The sequence below is a fragment of the Methylomarinovum tepidoasis genome, from assembly GCF_030294985.1.
Classification (GTDB): Bacteria; Pseudomonadota; Gammaproteobacteria; order Methylococcales; family Methylothermaceae; genus Methylohalobius; species Methylohalobius tepidoasis.
Map to the genome: position 1 here is coordinate 1,323,681 of NZ_AP024718.1, position 16,058 is coordinate 1,339,738.

A 16,058-nucleotide genomic window follows, 5' to 3' on the forward strand; every position below is an offset into this window, starting at 1 on the left:
CCTGGTCAAACGCCCAGGAACAGCCGCTCCGGCGCCTCCAGGATTTCCTTGACGGTACGCAGGAACAGCACCGCTTCGCGGCCGTCGATGAGGCGGTGGTCGTAGGTCAGGGCCAGATACATCATCGGCCGGATCACCACCTCGCCGTCCACCGCCACCGGCCGTTCCTTGATGGCGTGCATGCCGAGAATGGCGCTCTGGGGCGGGTTGAGCAGCGGGGTGGAGAGCAGGGAACCGAAGATGCCGCCGTTGGTGATGGTGAAGGTGCCGCCCTGCAGGTCCTCCAGCGCCAGGGTCCCCTCCCGGGCCTTGCGGGCGAATTCGTCGATCCGTTTTTCGATGTCGGCCAGGCCCAGCCGGTCGGCATCGCGCAGGATCGGCACCACCAGGCCGCGGTCGGTGGAGACGGCGATGCCGATATCGAAATAACCGTGATAGACGACGTCCTCCCCGTCGATGCTGGCGTTGACGATGGGAAAGGCTTTCAGCGCCTCCACCGAGGCCTTGACGAAGAAGCTCATGAAGCCGAGCTTGATGCCGTGTTTCTTCCGGAACGCCTCGCCGTGGCGTTTACGGATCTGCATGACCTGAAGGAGGTCCACCTCGTTGAAGGTGGTGAGCATCGCGGTGTTGCGCTGCACCTCCAGCAGCCTTTGGGCGATGCGGGCGCGGATACGGGTCATGGGAACCCGTTGTTCGGGACGCTCGCCGGCAGCCGGCGCCGGTGCGGCGGCCTTGTGGCGTTCCAGATAGGCGAGCACGTCTTCCCGGGTCAGACGGCCGTCTTTGCCGGTGGCGGGAATCTGGCTGGCGTCAAGATCGTGTTCGGTCAGCAGGCGGCGCACCGAAGGACTGAGCGCCGGCGGCTGCGCTTCCGGTTTGGCCGGCGCCAGCGGCGGCGGAGCCTGGGGGGCGCCGGTGGGCGGTTTCTCGGCCGGGGCCTCCGCGGCGACTTCACCAGGTTCGAGAACCGCCAGTACCTCGCCGCTGGTGACGGTGTCGCCTTCCGGGTGCTGGATTTCCTTCAGGGTGCCGTCGGCAGGCGCGGGCACCTCCAAAACCACCTTGTCGGTTTCCAAATCCACCAACTTTTCATCGCGGCGGACTGTCTCGCCGGGTTTTTTGTGCCAGGCGGCGACGGTGGCGTCGGTGACCGATTCCGGCAAAGGAGGAACGCGTATTTCCATCAGCCTGCTGCCCGTTTGAGTTCGTCGATTTGGGGATGCAACGCGGCCTCAATGATAGCGTGTTGCCGTTCCACGTGCATGGCGAAAGTGCCTTCGGCGGGGGCGGCCGCCGGCGGGCGGCCCACGTAGCGCAGTTCCACCCCGGAAGGCAGGGTTTCCAGGAAGCGGTGGCGGATTTGGTACCAGGCGCCCTGATTCTTGGGCTCCTCCTGGCACCATACCAGCTCGCGCAACTTGGGATAGCCCTCCAAGGCTTGTTGCAGTGCCTGGACGGGAAAGGGGTAGAGCTGTTCCAGGCGGAGGATGGCGATGTCGTCGATTTGCGCCTGGCGCCGGGCTTCCAGCAGTTCGTAGTAGAGCTTGCCGCAGCACAGGATCACCCGCCGTACCCGGTCGCGGTCGATGGGATCGGTTTCGTCGATCACCAGCTGGAAGCGGCCTTCGGCCAGTTCCTCCAGGGTGGAGACGGCCAGGCGGTGGCGCAACAGGCTCTTGGGGGTGAAGGTGATGAGGGGCTTGCGGTAAGGCCGCAGCATCTGCCGCCGCAGCAGGTGGAAAATCTGGGCCGGTGTGGTGGGGACGCAGGCCTGCATGTTGTCCTCGGCGCACAGTTGCAGGAAGCGTTCGAGGCGGGCGGAGGAATGTTCCGGCCCCTGGCCTTCGTAGCCGTGGGGCAGAAACAGGGTCAGCCCCGACAGCCGCCCCCACTTGGCTTCGCCGGAGCTGATGAACTGGTCGATCACCACCTGGGCGACGTTGGCGAAGTCGCCGAACTGGGCCTCCCAGATCACCAGGGTTTCCGGATCGGCGGTGCTGTAACCGTATTCGAACCCCAGCACCCCTTCCTCGGACAGCAGCGAGTCGTAGAGGTAGAAGCGGGTATCGAAGCGGTAGGCGATCTTCTTCAGGGGAATGAAGGGCTCGCCGGTCTTGTAGTGATAGACGATGCCATGGCGGTGAAAGAAAGTGCCGCGGCCCGAATCCTGGCCGGTCAGTCTTACCGCCTTGCCGTCCGCCAGCAGGGTGGCGTAGGCCATGTTTTCGGCATAGCCCCAGTCCACCGGCAGCTCGCCTTCGGTCATCTTGCGCCGGTCCTCCCAGATCTTGGCGACCCGGGGATGAAGCTCGAAACCTTCCGGCAGCTTGAGCCACTCGTAGGCCAGTTCCCGGAGTTTCTCCAGCGGGAAGCGGGAGTCGTAGGGCGCGTCCCAGCGTTTGCCCACGTAGGGATGCCAGGCGACCCGGTTGCGGAAGGTGGTCTTGGGCAGGGGTTGGCGCAGCAGCGGTCCGCCCTGTTCCAGGGCCTGGGTGTATTCGCGCTCGAAACGTTCAGGGGTGGCCGGATCGATCACGCCTTCCTCGATCAGCCGGCGGGCGTAGAGGAAGGCGGCGCTGGGATGCCGGCGGATGTGGCGGTACATCACCGGCTGGGTCACCGCCGGCTCGTCGGCCTCGTTGTGGCCGTGGCGGCGGTAGCAGACCAGGTCGATGACCACGTCGCGGTTGAAGGTCATGCGGAATTCCAGCGCCAGGCGGATGACGTAGATCACCGCTTCGGGATCGTCACCGTTGACGTGGAAGACCGGCGCCTCGATCATCTTGGCCACGTCGGTGGGATAGGTGGTGGAGCGGGCGTCGAAGGGATTGCTGATGGTGAAGCCGATCTGATTGTTCACCACCACATGGACGGTGCCGCCGGTGTGAAAGGCGCGGGTCTGGGCCATCTGCAGGGTCTCCATCACCACCCCCTGGGCGGCGAAAGCGGCATCGCCGTGAATCAGCAGCGGCAGCACCCGGTCGGGGCCGGTCTTGCCGATGCGGTCCTGGCGTGCCCGGGTCGAACCTTCGGCGACCGGGTCGATGATCTCCAGATGGGAAGGGTTGAAAGCCAGGGCCAGATGCAAAGGGCCGCCCGGGGTGGGGATGTCGGAGGAAAAGCCCAGGTGATACTTGACGTCGCCGGTGGTCCCCCCGCTGGGCTTGGCCTTGCCCTCGAATTCCTGGAACAGCGATTCCGGCTGCTTGCCGAGGATGTTGACCAGCACGTTGAGGCGGCCGCGGTGGGCCATGCCCATGACCATCTCCTCGATCCCCTTCTCTCCGGCGCTCTGGATGAGCTCGTCCAGGAGAGGGATGAGGCTCTCGCCGCCTTCCAGGGAAAAGCGTTTCTGGCCCACGTAGCGGCGGTGAAGGTATTTCTCGATGCCTTCGGCGGCGATCAGCAGTTTCAGGATCCAGCGCTTCTCCTCCGGCGTCAGCCGCGGTTGGCATTCGCGGGTTTCCAGTTGCCGCTGGACCCAGTGACGCACGTCGCGGGAGAGAATGTGCATGGTTTCGCTGCCCACCTTGCCGCAGTAGATGCGCTTGAGCTTGGCGAGAATCTCGCGCAGGGTCAGGCGGTCTGCGCCGTGGATCAAGGAGGCGTCGAATTCCCGGTCCAGGTCGGCCTCGGTGAGGCCGTAGAAGCCTGGGTCAAGCTCCGGCAGGTAGGGCCTGGGGCGCAGCGGCAGGGGATTGGTGTCGGCCACCAGGTGGCCCAGAAGGCGGTACTGGACGATGAGGCGGTTGACCGCGATCTGCTTGGCGCAGGCGGTTTCCCCGCCGGTCGTCGCCACCGCTTTCGCTTCCCGGACCAGGGCGGCGAAACGCTGACGCACCGGCCGGTGGGGGATGTCCGGATGATCGGGCAGCTGCCGCTGCAACTGGCGGAAACGCTCGCGCCAGTGGGGCGGGACGCTGTCGGGATCTTCCAGGAAGCGCTCGTAGAGGGTCTCCAGATATTGGACGTTGCCCCCGTAGAAGGGGGAGGACTGGCGCCAGCGTTCGAAGGATTCGCTCATAGGCCCTCGTCGGGGTTGCGGGTGTTGATGGCGGGGGCAATTGGTACAATGGCCGAATGACCGGTTTTCACGATCGCCGTTCCCCCCCCAAGCTTTGGAATGAAATTATAGGGAGATTGACGCAAGATGCAGGCACTTTCTCACTTTCGGGGTGCGCCGCGCCGATGATCGCCTGGTTGCGCTGGTCCTTGCTCGACCGCTACCTGGCTCTGGAAGTCATGCGCCCGCTGCTGGCTACCGGCGGATTCTTCGTCCTGCTGTTCGGGGGCTACAGCAGCGCCCAACTGCTCGCCGATGCGGTGGCCGGCATCCTCCCCATGGACATCGTCTGGCAGCTGGTGGGTCTCAAGATTCTCATCGCCTTGGAAGTGCTGTTGCCCATCGCCCTGTATCTGTCGGTGGTGCTGGGGCTGGGCCGGCTCTACAACGATGCCGAGATGACGGCGATGTTCGCCTGCGGCTACAGCGAGCTGCGGGTGACCTGGGCGGTCTTGCGTCTGGGGATGCTCGTCGCGCTGGGGGTGGCGCTGCTTTCCTGGTACGTGCGTCCCTGGGCCTATGCACGCAGTTACGTGCTCCAGGATCGGGCCAAGGCCCAGTTCGACATCGACAAGCTGGAGCCGGGCCGTTTCCACAGCAGCGAGAGCGGCCACTACGTGCTGTTCGCGGAAGGCATCGACCGCAGGCAGGCGCGCCTGGAGCGGGTGTTCTTCACCCGTCCCAAGGACAACGGCCGCCGCCAGACCGTCCATGCCCGTTACCTGACCCAGGAGACCACCGAAGACCTGCGCACCGCGCTGGTCTTCCACCAGGGATATGCTTACGATCTGAATCCCGGCGGCCGTGACGATGTGGTGCTGCATTTTCAGACCTTCACCCTGACGCTGGCGGGAGCGCCCAAACCGCTGGGTTACAAAGCCAAGGCCGCCGGTCTGGAAGCGCTCTGGCGCCACGCCGACGACGATCCCAAGAATCTGGCCGAACTCCAGTGGCGCCTGCTGCGGCCCGTCTCGGCCCTGCTGCTGGCGCTGCTGGCGGTCCCTTTGAGCCGCAGCGCGCCGCGCCGCGGCCGCTTCGCCCGGACGATACTCGCCATCGTCCTGTTCGCGGTCTATTACAACCTGTCGGGAATCGCCAAGACCTGGGTCAAGGAAGGCCAGGTGGGGGCCATGCCCGGCCTGTGGTGGGTGGATGCGCTGCTGGCCGTCATCGTCGTGATCTGGTACGCCCCCCTGTTGCTCGCCGCCTGGCGCTCGCGGCATCTCAGGGCGCGTTGGAGGGCCGCCTGATGGGCATCCTCGAGCGCTATCTGGCCGGCCACTTCCTGCGATTCTACCTGATCGTGATCCTGGTGCTGCTGGCCCTGTTCGGCTTCCTGGATCTGGTGGACGAGCTCGGCGAGGTGGGCGAGGGCAACTACCGCCTGCGGCACGCATTGTGGTACGTGGCTTCCTCCTTTCCCACCAAACTGCTGGAATTCTCCGCCATCGCCACCCTGATGGGCGGCAGCCTGGCGCTGGCGGCGCTGGTGGGAAGCCGCGAGATTCTGGCCATGCGCGCGGCCGGGCTGTCGCTGGCGAAGCTGGCCTGGGGGCTGCTCAAGGCTGTGTCGCTCCTGGCCGCCCTGTTGATGCTCGACGCCCAGTTCATCGCTCCCAGAACCTCCCAGTGGGGTTTCGTCATGCGCCAACAGGCCCTGGCGGGGCAGGGAACCCTGCGGACCGAGTACGGTTTCTGGTCCCGGGACGGCCGGCGTTTCGTCAACGTCCACGCCATCCGCCACGGCCGTCTGCCCCAGGACGTGGACATCTACGAATTCGATGCCCAGGGCCGTCTGCTGACCTATCTCCACGCCCGTCAGGCCCAGGTGCTCGACGAGAGAACCTGGCAGCTGCAGCAGGTGACCGAGAAACGCTGGCGGGGCGGCATGCTCCAGACCGAATTTTTGCCCCGGTTGCAATGGCGCGCGTTCCTGTCCCCGAGGCAGCTGGCGACCCTGGAACTGCCGCCGGAAACCCTGGCGCTGGCCGATCTGTGGGGTTACGTCCAGTATCTCAAGGCCACCCGTCAGAAGGCGGAAGGCTACGAACTGCTGTTCTGGCAGCGCCTGCTGCTGCCCCTGAACATGGCGGTGATGGTGCTGTTCCTGCTGCCGGTGGCGGCGACCAATCCCCGCGGCGGTGGATTCGGCTGGCAGGTGGTGGCGGCCATCGTGATCGGGGTGTTGTATTTCCTCGCCACCCAGGTGATCGCCAATCTGGGGCTGTTGTGGAATCTGCCGCCGCTGCTCACGGCGTTGGCGCCGACGGGACTGATTCTGGCGCTGAGCCTGGGGTGGGTGCGTCAGTTGCGGCAGTGAAGCTGGAAGCCACCCTCGTGGCGGAAAGTCCCGCTTGCCGGATCGAGCCCGCGGATTTCCACCGCGATGCGCCAGCCGTCTGCGGCCGCTTCGATGTCGTAGAGGTGATAACGGGCCCGGTAGCCGCGCCGGCGGCCGAGGGCGGAAGCCGAGGGGACGCCGAGGCAGGGGATGGGGCCGGCGGGCCCTTCGAGCCAGTGCAGCTGCCAGTGGTGGGTGTGGCCATGCAGCAGCAGTTCGCAGCCGTGGCGGCGCAGCGCCGCCAGCAGCCGGTCGCGGTCGGTGAGGCGCTTGCGGGCCTTGGCGGCTTCCGGGTGGGGCGGGTGATGGATGGCTACGATGCGGCAGCCTTGGGTTTCCGCCAGCAGGGTCTCGAGACGACGGCACTGGGCGGCTCCGAGCGCCCCGGTGGCCAGAAAGGGGGCGGTGGGTGGCGCCGAATCGAGGCCGATCAGGCGGACCGGACCCAGGATCTTGACGAAGGGAAACCGCCCCCCCTGGCAATAGGGGGCCCACCGGGCCACGGTATCGGCTTCGTTTTCGGTGACGTAGCGGTCGTGGTTGCCGGGGATGACGCTGACCTGTGCCGGCGGGCCAAGGCTTGCCAGCCAGGCGGCCGCCTCCCGGCATTCGTGGGGCAGGCCGATCTGGGTCAGATCGCCGGTGACCACGGTATGGTCGGGGGCCTGCCGCCTCAGATCGGCCACCAGCGCGGCCAGCACCTCGGGGCGGTGTTCGCGGCGGCGGCGCAGGCGCCAGGACAGCCACCCCAGCAGGCGCTTGCTGCACAACTGCCGCAGGCGGGGACGGGGATCGGTGAGATGAGGATCGGAAAGATGGGCGAGACGGAAGCGATGGGACATGAATTATCGGCCTGGATGCGGCAAGTGATCGAAACTCCCGTGCCCGAGGCGGTGCGGGTGCTGGCGGAACGCCTGGCGGCGCGTCATCCGGGTGCGGCGGCGGTGCTGATGTACGGTTCCTGTTTGCGCAGCGGCGATCCCTACGACGGCCTGGTGGATCTGTACGTGCTGGTGGACGATTATACCAGGGCTTACGAACGCCGCTGGCTGGCCTGGGCCAATCGGCTGCTGCCGCCCAACGTCTTCTACGCCGAAATCCGCCACGACGGCAGAACGGTGCGCAGCAAGTACGCCGTGCTCACCCTTGCCGACTTCCAACGGGGCACCCAGGGTTGGTTTCATTCCTATCTTTGGGGGCGCTTCTCCCAGCCCTGCCGTCTGGTCTGGCGCCGTGACGGGGCGGTGGCCGAGCGTATCGCCGCCTGTCTTGTCGCCGCCGCCGCCCGTTTCGTCAGCGAGACCGTGCCTCTGTTGCCCCCCTGTTTCGACACCGCCACCCTGTGGCAGACGGGCCTGCGCTACAGTTACGGGGCCGAGCTGCGGGCCGAGAAAGCGGCGGAGCGGGCCCGGCAGCTGTATCGGTGGGCGCAAGATGATTATCAGCGCCTGACGCCCTTCCTGTTGGCCGGGTTGCCCTATCGGCTGCGGCGCCGGCAGGCGCTTTGGTGTCTCGACATCCCAACGCCGGTGAGGCGCTGGTATCGCTGGCGTTGGCGAGTGCGCGGCATCCAGGGCAAGGTGTTGTCGCTGCTGCGGCTGATCAAGGCCCTGTTCACCTTCCAGGGCGGGGTCGATTACATCCTCTGGAAGCTGACCCGCCACACCGGCCGCACCATCGAAGTCCCCGCGCGCGTCCGCCGCCACCCCTTGATTTACGGCTGGGGGCTGTTGTGGCGCCTGTACCGGGAAGGCGTGTTCCGTTAGATCCGCTTCCAGTGACTCAGGTCCCGTTCCAGCAGGGTCCCGAGGCGGTCGATGTCGGCAGCGAAGGTCTCCACCAGTTCGGCGCGCAGTTCCCGCGGCAGCGGGGGGCGGGGGCGATAGACCGTGTTCCATTTCAACAGCCGCTTGCGCAGGCGTTTGACGGCGGACTTGCGTTTCCCCTGTTTGCGGCGGCGCTGGTGCTCCAGGGTGGCGGCGAAGCTGGCCACCTGTGTCGGCGGCCGCTTGAGCCAGCGCTGCAACCATTTGATGCGGGCGACCTTGTTGCTCTCCCGCGGCGGAAATTCGGCACGGCCGTCGTCCTCGACGCCGATGAAGTCGAGGATGTTCCGATAGACCCGGCGCGGATCGGCGATGAAATCGTCGAATACCTGCACCAGACAGCGTTCCCTGCCGGCCTGGTTCCACAGCCTTTCCAGGTATTTGCCCAGCTGGCCGATCTCGGCGTACTGGAGCAGGAAGGGGTTGCGGCAGGTTTTGGGGATGCGCTCGCCGCGGGCGCGGGTTTTCTGCAGGCGCCAGGCGCTGGCAAAATCTTCCTCGTCCTCGTCGAGCAGGGCCACCAGGCGGGCATGGTAGGAATAGACCAAATCCACCGGATTGCGCACCATGACGATGAAGCGGGCGTCGGGATTGTGACGCAGGATGGTGGCGATGGCGGTGTCGTCATAAAGGTAGGACACCGAGCCTTCCCCCACGGCCCGGTGCCGCTGCGGGTCGTAGTGGGGGAAGCAGTGGGCCAGGTAGTCGGCCACCGTCATCTGCGGCATCAATTGCCGCAGCAGGCTGAAGAAGTGGGGTTCCTTGGGTTTGGAAAAGCAGACCTGCGGATGGTGGCCGAGATAGTGGCTCATGGCCGTGGTGCCGCAGCGGGGGGCGCCGACCAGGAAAAAGTCCGGAAAGCGCGCGCTCCCTGTCGCTTCCGTGCCGACCGATGGCCCCGGTTCAGGCATCGGTGGTGACCGGTTGATTCTCCATGCGCTTGAGGGCGGCCGCATAACGGTCTTCCCACTTGCGCATGTTTTTGACTCCGTCCTTGAAATAGGGCGACGCCTTGATGAGGGCGAGCATGGCGCGGCTGACCCATTGCCCCAGGGGCTTCATGGGGCGGGCGACGTGCACCAGCAACACCACCCGGGTCTCGTCGGTGTCGTTACGGACTTCGTGATCGAAGGTGTCGTCGAACACGAAACACTTGCCTTCCTCCCAGTGGAGTTTGCGATCGGCCACCCGCAGATAGCATTTGTCCCTTTCTTTGGGGATGATGAGCCCCAGATGACAGACCACAAAGCTCTTGCTCGGGCCGCGGTGGGGCGGAATGTGATAGCCGGGGTCGATGATCGAGAACCAAGCGGTCATCATGCCGGGGATCTGTTCCAGTACCCGGGCGGTTTCCGGGCAGCGCCGGCAGTTGGTCTCGATGCGGCGGCCGAAGCCGTAAAGGATGTGGGTTTTCCAGTGATCGCCCTTGGAGATGCGTTTCTGATCCGGTGACACCTCGTGGAAGGCCGGGATCAGCTCCCGCTCTTTGAGCAGCTGCTCGGCCTCGCGGCGGATCGGTTCGTAGTTCTGTTCCAGAATCCGGACCCAGTCGAACCGGGCCGGGTCGAACACCGGGGCATCGCCGATCAGCGACTGGGCGGCGAGGATACGGTCAACCATGCGGGTGAGGAATTTGCCGGTTTTGATGATGGCGCGGCGTTTGATCTGCTGCAGACGCTCCATGAGGACCTCGTAGTTTGCTGATAATTGCCGATGGACAACAAATAATAGCATTTTTGCAACGAGTAGCACATGGAGGATAAGACGGCTGGGCAAAGGTGGGGGGGCTGATGAGAACCACCGCAGCCTCTCTGCCATCCCTGTACAGGATGGAAGCCTCGGCTTTGGCTGTCCCAGCTTCTCCGGACGACCCGCTCCGCCTCCGAAAAGCCCCGAAGGATGCGCCGGCACCCGGTAACCGCATCCGGCAATCTTTTATCGCCCGATGCGCTGCGCTTATCGGGCCTACGACTGGCCCACATCGCCGCCAGGTCTTAATCCCTTTTCAAACAGGTCGCTTTCTAGACTCCGCGAGTCTTTGGTAGCTGTCAAGCCCCGTGAGATTATATACACGTTTTTTGAAGAGCTCCGGCCGCTTCTTCTGCCAGTCTTTGAGGGCCTGTACTGGTGAGATGTGTCCCAGGGCCTTCTGGGGGATCTGATGGTTGTAGACGCTGGCATACTGCATCAGGGCCCGATCCAGATCCTGGCTGCTTTGGAAGCGAGTGGTTTTGAGGATTTCGGCGATCCGACCGTTGAAGCGTTCTACCATGCCGTTGGTCTGGGGGTGTTTGGGCGGGATGAGGCGGTGCTCGATGCCATGGCATTGGCAGACCTGGTCGAAAAGGTGTCGGCCGGTCGGTTCGCGCTCCCCGGTGGCACAGAAGCGGTCGGTAAACTCTTTGCCGTTATCGGTCAGGACCTTGGTGATTGTGAAGGGGGCCTTGGCGATCAGGCGCTCGAGGAAGGCGGCGGCGACCCTGGCTTCCTTGGTGGGATGGATTTCCAGGTAGACCCAGCGGGTGGCCCGATCGATGGCGACGAAGAGGTAACGGCCCCGGCTCTCGTCGGGCATCTTAGGCAGGTACTTGATGTCGATGTGGACAAACCCGGGCTCGTAGTCCTTGAAGCCCTTCTTCTTGCCCTTGGAAGGGGCGTTCTCTCCTTCCTTGGCGGCGATCAGTTCTTTGAGGTTGGAAACCCCATGGCGGCGCAGCAGCCGGTCCAGAGCCGAGCGGGACATCTCGGGATAGATGAAGCGATGAACGACCGCCAGCAGGTCATCCAGGGGCAACAGCAGGGTTTCGCGCAGACAGACGACGATCGCTTCCTGCTGCGGGGTCAGGGTGGCATGGATGCGATGGGGCCGGTGCGAGGCGTCCTCGACCGAATCGCGCTGGCGCCACTTGCGGATGGTATGACGATGAACCCCGTATTTCCTGGCCAGAACCGTGGCCGGCAGCTTGGAGTTCTGGATCTCCCGGCGGATCTCGGGCGTGGTGCGGGCTTTCTTGTGGAGACGGATGACCATGACTTCCTCCTCGTCCATCAAGCTTGAGTCGTCTTTCCGGCCTGGGACTCTGCCATCAGCTCGCTCAGAACATCCCAAGCACGGAACAAAGGATAGCTCCTCTTGGGAATATGATCACACGGGACCCAACAGGTAGCTTCAGTCCGGGCCTTGTCTTAATCCCTTTTCAAACAGGTCGCTTTCTAGACCACCGCAGACAAGTACAATCAGAATCCGGGTCCCGTCTTAATCCCTTTTCAAACAGGTCGCTTTCTAGACTGCACCCTCCTTTTTTCTTCAATGAAATCAAATCGTTACAGAGCCACTTCGAGAGAATCATTCTCATTTGGGCCGAGCAATGGTTATAAGGGATGCAATATCGGTTATATAGTCGTCCCTTTCCACCATTTCGGTTATGTATAGCACGAAAATCATGGCTCTGGAAGCAAATCATCGAACAGGCGTTGCAGGGCGCCGCTGAGACGCTGCGCGTCGGTGAGGTAGTCCAGGACCTTGGCGTTGCGGCTGCGGACGCCGTGGGCCATGGCGTTGCGTAGCTGGGTCAACAGACGGAACGCTTCCGATTCGGCACGCAGGGCCTCGGCGGCCCGGGTGCGGTCGCCGTAGTCGTTCAGATTGCCGCCTTCCGCTGCAATCCTCAGGGATTTGACCGCCTCCAGGCCATAGATGGCGGCACGCAGCCAGTCACCGTGGGTCAGGTAGCGGCGCGCCAGTTCGGCCTCCCACTGGGGGCGGCGGCCCTGTTTCCACCAGCCGATGCGGTGGTGCAGATCGTCGCGGAACAGGTCATAGGCCGGGTTCCCGTCGATGCGGTCTTTCCAGCCGGCCAGCTTTTCCCGGGCCTTGACCGGATTGGTGGTGCGTTCGTAAAAGGCCGCCTGGCGCAGCGCTTTGCCGCTTTCCCCCAGCAACGGGGCGAAGACGCCGTAGTCGCCGTTCCGGTCGTAAACGGCCAGGGCCTGGAGCCAATCCGCCAGGTGCAGCAGGCCGGACAGTTCCAGCACTTGAGCCTTGCCGCTGTCGGGATCGAAACTGCCGTACCAGATGCCGCCGATGTCGGCGTCCTTGACCAGGCGCAGGTGCAGGGCGGCGAGCAGGGCCAGCATCGGCAGGTGGCGGAAACCGTGGGTCACGTCCAGATGCACCGTGTCGCCGCGGCGCACCTGGCCGGCAAGGGTGCGCAGCAGCGCGACTTGTCCCGGTTCGTCACGCGCTTCGGGAATCAGCGCCAGGCGAACGTCGCAGCCCAGCTTTGCGGCCAGCAGCGGCGCCAGGGGCCGCAGGTGATCTTCCCCGACCGCCTTGCCTTCCACCGCTTCGACCAGCTTCAGGCGGGTGGCCTCCGCTTCATTTCCCAGATCGAGATCCCCCTCGAACAGGTGATCCCACATGCTGCCGGCGGTGCCGAGGATGACCAGCCGCTCGGCCTGCAAACGCTCCTGCAACGGCCAGCCGAAGAAGGCCACCGACCCGGTGCGGCTGCCATCCGGAAACTCATAGACGGTGGTGCGGTAGCCGTTTTCCCCTTTGGGAACCCAGCCGAGGAAGGTGATCAGCGTGATCATGGCACGGTTTCCGGTTTTGTTAAACTATCGGGAAATTAAAGCATGGCGCGGATGTCCATGGCCGAACCTGCCCACAAGCCTGCCCGCTACGAGGATCTGTTCGACCTGCCGGAAAACCGGGTGGGAGAGATCATTCACGGCGTGCTGCACACCCATCCCCGTCCGGCGCCCAGACATGCCAGGGCTTATTCCGCCTTGGGCCATCATGTCGGCGGCCCGTTCGACTTTGATCCAAACGGTCCCGGCGGCTGGTGGATTCTGGATGAACCGGAACTGCATTTGGGAGAAGATGTTCTGGTGCCGGATCTGGCCGGGTGGCGGCGGGAGCGGCTGCCGGAGTTGCCCCGGACTGCCTGGTTCGAGCTGGCGCCGGACTGGGTGTGCGAGATTCTGTCGCCCTCGACGGCGCGGCTGGACCGGGCGGTGAAGATGCCGCTGTACGCCCGGGAGGGCGTGGCGCATCTGTGGCTGGTGGACCCGGACCTGCAAACCCTGGAGGTGTACGTGCTCGACACGGCGCACCAACGGCCCGGCTGGCTGCTGCTGGCCATCCTGGAAGGCGATGCCGAGGTGCGCCAGCCGCCCTTCGAGGCGGTGGCGTTTTCGCTGGGGAGTCTTTGGGGCTGAACGCATTGCTGATCACGCCTGGCGCAATGCCGACAGCTTTTCCCTAATCGCCTTCTTTCGTTTCTTCGCCCACGGCAGAAAACGGGCGGTTTCCTCCAGCAGATCGGCGGCCTGGCGGCGGAGTTCCGCGTCCTCCCATTGCAACGCCGCCTCCAGGAGTTTCAGGCGCTGTTCGTTGAGCTCCCCGCCGGGTTCCTTGCAGTTCGCCTGACGGTCGCGTTCCAGCAGGGCGCGCACCGCCTCGATCCGGCGTTCCTCCTCGCTCATGGCGGCCAGCCTGCGGGCCTGTTCCTCCTCGCGGCGGCGGCGTTCTGCCTCGGCCCGGGCCCTTTCCTGCTCCTTCTGGCGTATCGCTTCCAGTTGTCCGGCCAGTCGCCGCCGGCGATCCAAAACTTTTTCCAGCCAGGCGGCCTGTTCCCGATGGATCGCTTCGGTCAGGGATTCGGCCGTGGGCCAGTCCGGCGCCTGGCCCATTTCCACCAGCAGCCAGCCGAAGGGCATCAGGCCATGCCGGTCGTCTTTCTCACGGGCCGCAAGCCACCAGGTCCTGGCTTCCGGTTCCCGGGCAGGCGGTTGTCCCTTGCCCTGCATGATTTTGATATTGCGCACCCCGTTCAACGTCACCGATTCGGCGCCGCTGTGGCGACCCACCCGCAGCAGGAAGGCGCAGTTTTCCTCCAGGCGCTTTTGGAGGCCGGGGTCGTCCAGCAGAGTTTGGACGGTCTGGTGCCAGGAGGCGTCCAGAAAGCTACGGGCCTGGAGTCGTTCGAGTTCGCGATCGAAGATCGGGCGATAAAAAGCGTTGCAGGCGGCGGCGATGGCCTCGAAATCGAAGCGTAGCTTCGGCAGGGCGGGGTGGTCGTCTGCGGCATGGACGTCGCTCACCGCCAGGCTGCTTCGGAAGGCGCGCAGGCGCAAAGGTGCGGCGCATTCGAGGAGCAAGGGCAAATTACCCTGTTTGGCTTGGGAGCGGACTTCTTTGCCGTTTCGGGTCACCGGCTGCTTCTTGCGGTTGACGGCGAACAGGATCTCGGCGCTGTTGAGGGATTCCGGCCCGCACCAGCGGGCGTCGCTCACCTGGACCAGGCGCATGGGATCCTTGTGGAGTTCGCGCATGCTATAGCCGAACAGCCGTTCCTGGAGTTTCTGATTGGCGCGCCGGTCCCCTTTCAGATCGGGTGGCAAAGGGCGGCCCTGGTTGATCTGATCCAACAGCGCGGTGCGGATCGCCCCCTTGAGGCCACTGCCCGGCAGCAGCAGGCGGCGGTCTCCCGGGTTGTAGGCGGCCCGTTCGATGGCCAGTTGATTGATTGCTTCCTTGCCGCTGGCCTCCACGTTGGCGGCCTTGCCCACCCGGGCCCGGTAGAGGGCGGCGACCCCCCGGCAGGTCCTGACCAGATTGACGGCATGGGGAATGAGCCTTTCGCGGCGCTCGTGGAAGAAAGCTTGGACCTGCCTGATCATCCGCGTTTCCGGTTTGCCGTTCAGGATGCGGTCAAGCGCCCGGCGGTCCGCCTCCGGGAGGTTGGTCAGCGCTTCGACATCGAACTCGAACAGCGCCTCGTCCTCGATGACGTAGTTGGTGGGTACGTAATCCTCGCCGGTGCCCATGTGCACCGGCGACAGGGGGGTGATCCACAGGGTTCGGGTGCGCGGCAGTCCACTCATGCTTGTCTCTCCAAACGAATGGCCAGCACCGGGGCGTAGCCCTGGTGGACGGTTTGCGGGATGGCCTTGGACAGGCCGCCGTCGCCGCCCAGTCCCCGGCCGGTGAAGCACCTTCCGGAATCGAAATGGAGCGGGGTGAGGACGGCGCCGGTGTCGGCCAAAAGCACCGGGGTCTTGAACGGGCGGCCGCTGTGGACGGCCGCATCGCCGTGGCGGCCGAAGCGGGTGAATGGCTGATACCAGCAGCCGGATGGGTTCCATTCCAACCCCTGAGGCGCGCAGGGGGCCAGGGTGAGCCAGGCGTTGGCATGTTCCTGGGCCGGCCAGGGGCTGCCGTCCACGGCATCCACCTCGAATTTTCCCAGGCCGATGCTGGCGTCGCGGCCGAAACCGGTCTGGCCGATGTCCCGCAGCAGCGTCGTGAGATCGTCCACCGCGATACGGCCAGGATCGTGGGCCAGATAGACCGCCAGCTTCATCCCCCGGCAGTGCCAGTACTGGGTCATGGCGTAGGGGGCGAATTCCCCGCTGGCGGTGGTGCCGGTCAGGCGGTGGATGGTGTTGTGGGGCTGGGCGCGGGTGGCGATGAGATCCGAGCCGCCGTCAGCGGGTGACCTGGTCGTCCGGCGCCGGCAAGCCTCCGCGGCGAAGTGCTCCACCAGTTCCCGGTCGCTTTTGGCCAGGGCAAGCCAGTCGGCGACGGGCCGCCCGAAATCCGCGCCGGCGATCCAGCGGTTTTTTTTGACCTGCTTGCGCTCGGCGGCGTCCACCTCGCCGAAATGGTGCAGGGGAAGTGCCGGCCGGGGCAGGAAGCCGGCGGGGAAGGCGTCGGAAACCACTGCGAAGGGACGGCCTTCGGTATAACCTTCGAGCAGCTCGGTCACCGCGCCTGACCGAAACGGTTCCGCACCGCCCAGCACAATTGCCCGAAGAG

At 65.0% G+C, this 16,058-nt stretch carries 13 protein-coding genes; 4 read left to right on the forward strand and 9 right to left on the reverse strand.

The features are described 5' to 3' along the window. Positions 1–5: 5 nt before the first annotated feature. The gene (gene odhB, locus MIN45_RS06745) at positions 6–1,187 is read right to left on the reverse strand and encodes a 2-oxoglutarate dehydrogenase complex dihydrolipoyllysine-residue succinyltransferase (protein ID WP_286291141.1); all 1,182 of its coding nucleotides are present in this window, start codon (positions 1,185–1,187) and stop codon (positions 6–8) included. Continuing rightward, the gene (locus tag MIN45_RS06750; RefSeq protein ID WP_286291143.1) at positions 1,187–4,027 is read right to left on the reverse strand and encodes a 2-oxoglutarate dehydrogenase E1 component; all 2,841 of its coding nucleotides are present in this window, start codon (positions 4,025–4,027) and stop codon (positions 1,187–1,189) included. The genes odhB and MIN45_RS06750 overlap by 1 nt, the downstream gene beginning before the upstream one ends. A 164-nt stretch (positions 4,028–4,191) precedes the next feature. Between MIN45_RS06750 and lptF the strand changes: the two genes are divergently transcribed. After that, complete coding sequence (lptF, locus tag MIN45_RS06755; RefSeq protein WP_286291145.1) at positions 4,192–5,316, forward strand: LPS export ABC transporter permease LptF; 1,125 nt, start codon at positions 4,192–4,194, stop codon at positions 5,314–5,316. Then, the gene (lptG, locus tag MIN45_RS06760; protein WP_286291146.1) at positions 5,316–6,386 is read left to right on the forward strand and encodes an LPS export ABC transporter permease LptG; all 1,071 of its coding nucleotides are present in this window, start codon (positions 5,316–5,318) and stop codon (positions 6,384–6,386) included. The genes lptF and lptG overlap by 1 nt, the downstream gene beginning before the upstream one ends. On the opposite strand, the gene MIN45_RS06765 is transcribed toward lptG, so the two are convergent. Continuing rightward, entirely contained in the window at positions 6,371–7,249 is an 879-nt protein-coding gene (locus tag MIN45_RS06765) for a metallophosphoesterase family protein (protein ID WP_286291148.1), read from the reverse strand. The two genes, lptG and MIN45_RS06765, sit on opposite strands and share 16 nt — an antisense overlap. A gap of 24 nt (positions 7,250–7,273) precedes the next feature. Between MIN45_RS06765 and MIN45_RS06770 the strand changes: the two genes are divergently transcribed. Continuing rightward, positions 7,274–8,173, forward strand: a complete 900-nt coding sequence (locus MIN45_RS06770; RefSeq protein ID WP_286291150.1) for a hypothetical protein — start codon at positions 7,274–7,276, stop codon at positions 8,171–8,173. Here MIN45_RS06770 and MIN45_RS06775 read toward each other — a convergent pair. The 4 genes from MIN45_RS06775 to csx2 form a co-directional block, all read right to left on the reverse strand. Next, positions 8,170–9,144, reverse strand: a complete 975-nt coding sequence (locus MIN45_RS06775) for a sulfotransferase family protein (protein ID WP_286291151.1) — start codon at positions 9,142–9,144, stop codon at positions 8,170–8,172. The genes MIN45_RS06770 and MIN45_RS06775 overlap by 4 nt on opposite strands. After that, positions 9,137–9,916: an aspartyl/asparaginyl beta-hydroxylase domain-containing protein gene (locus MIN45_RS06780; RefSeq protein ID WP_286291153.1), complete on the reverse strand. Its 780-nt coding sequence runs from the start codon at positions 9,914–9,916 to the stop codon at positions 9,137–9,139. Before MIN45_RS06780 ends, MIN45_RS06775 begins: the two co-directional genes overlap by 8 nt. A gap of 322 nt (positions 9,917–10,238) precedes the next feature. Next, positions 10,239–11,264, reverse strand: a complete 1,026-nt coding sequence (locus MIN45_RS06785) for an IS481 family transposase (RefSeq protein ID WP_286291155.1) — start codon at positions 11,262–11,264, stop codon at positions 10,239–10,241. 410 nt (positions 11,265–11,674) lie between these two features. Next, positions 11,675–12,829 carry a TIGR02221 family CRISPR-associated protein gene (gene csx2 / locus MIN45_RS06790; protein ID WP_286291156.1) on the reverse strand — a complete coding sequence of 385 codons (1,155 nt, stop codon included), beginning with the start codon at positions 12,827–12,829 and terminating at the stop codon, positions 11,675–11,677. Positions 12,830–12,886: 57 nt separating this feature from the next. Between csx2 and MIN45_RS06795 the strand changes: the two genes are divergently transcribed. Further along, positions 12,887–13,456 carry a Uma2 family endonuclease gene (locus MIN45_RS06795; RefSeq protein ID WP_286294139.1) on the forward strand — a complete coding sequence of 190 codons (570 nt, stop codon included), beginning with the start codon at positions 12,887–12,889 and terminating at the stop codon, positions 13,454–13,456. A gap of 12 nt (positions 13,457–13,468) precedes the next feature. Here the strand turns inward: MIN45_RS06795 and MIN45_RS06800 are convergent, their stop codons facing one another. After that, on the reverse strand, positions 13,469–15,124 hold the full coding sequence (locus tag MIN45_RS06800) for an RAMP superfamily CRISPR-associated protein (RefSeq protein ID WP_286291157.1): 1,656 nt from the start codon (positions 15,122–15,124) through the stop codon (positions 13,469–13,471). Then, positions 15,121–16,008, reverse strand: coding sequence for a type III-A CRISPR-associated RAMP protein Csm4 (gene csm4, locus MIN45_RS06805; protein ID WP_286291158.1), 888 nt, complete (start codon positions 16,006–16,008; stop codon positions 15,121–15,123). The genes MIN45_RS06800 and csm4 overlap by 4 nt, the downstream gene beginning before the upstream one ends. Between the last annotated feature and the right edge of the window lie 50 nt (positions 16,009–16,058).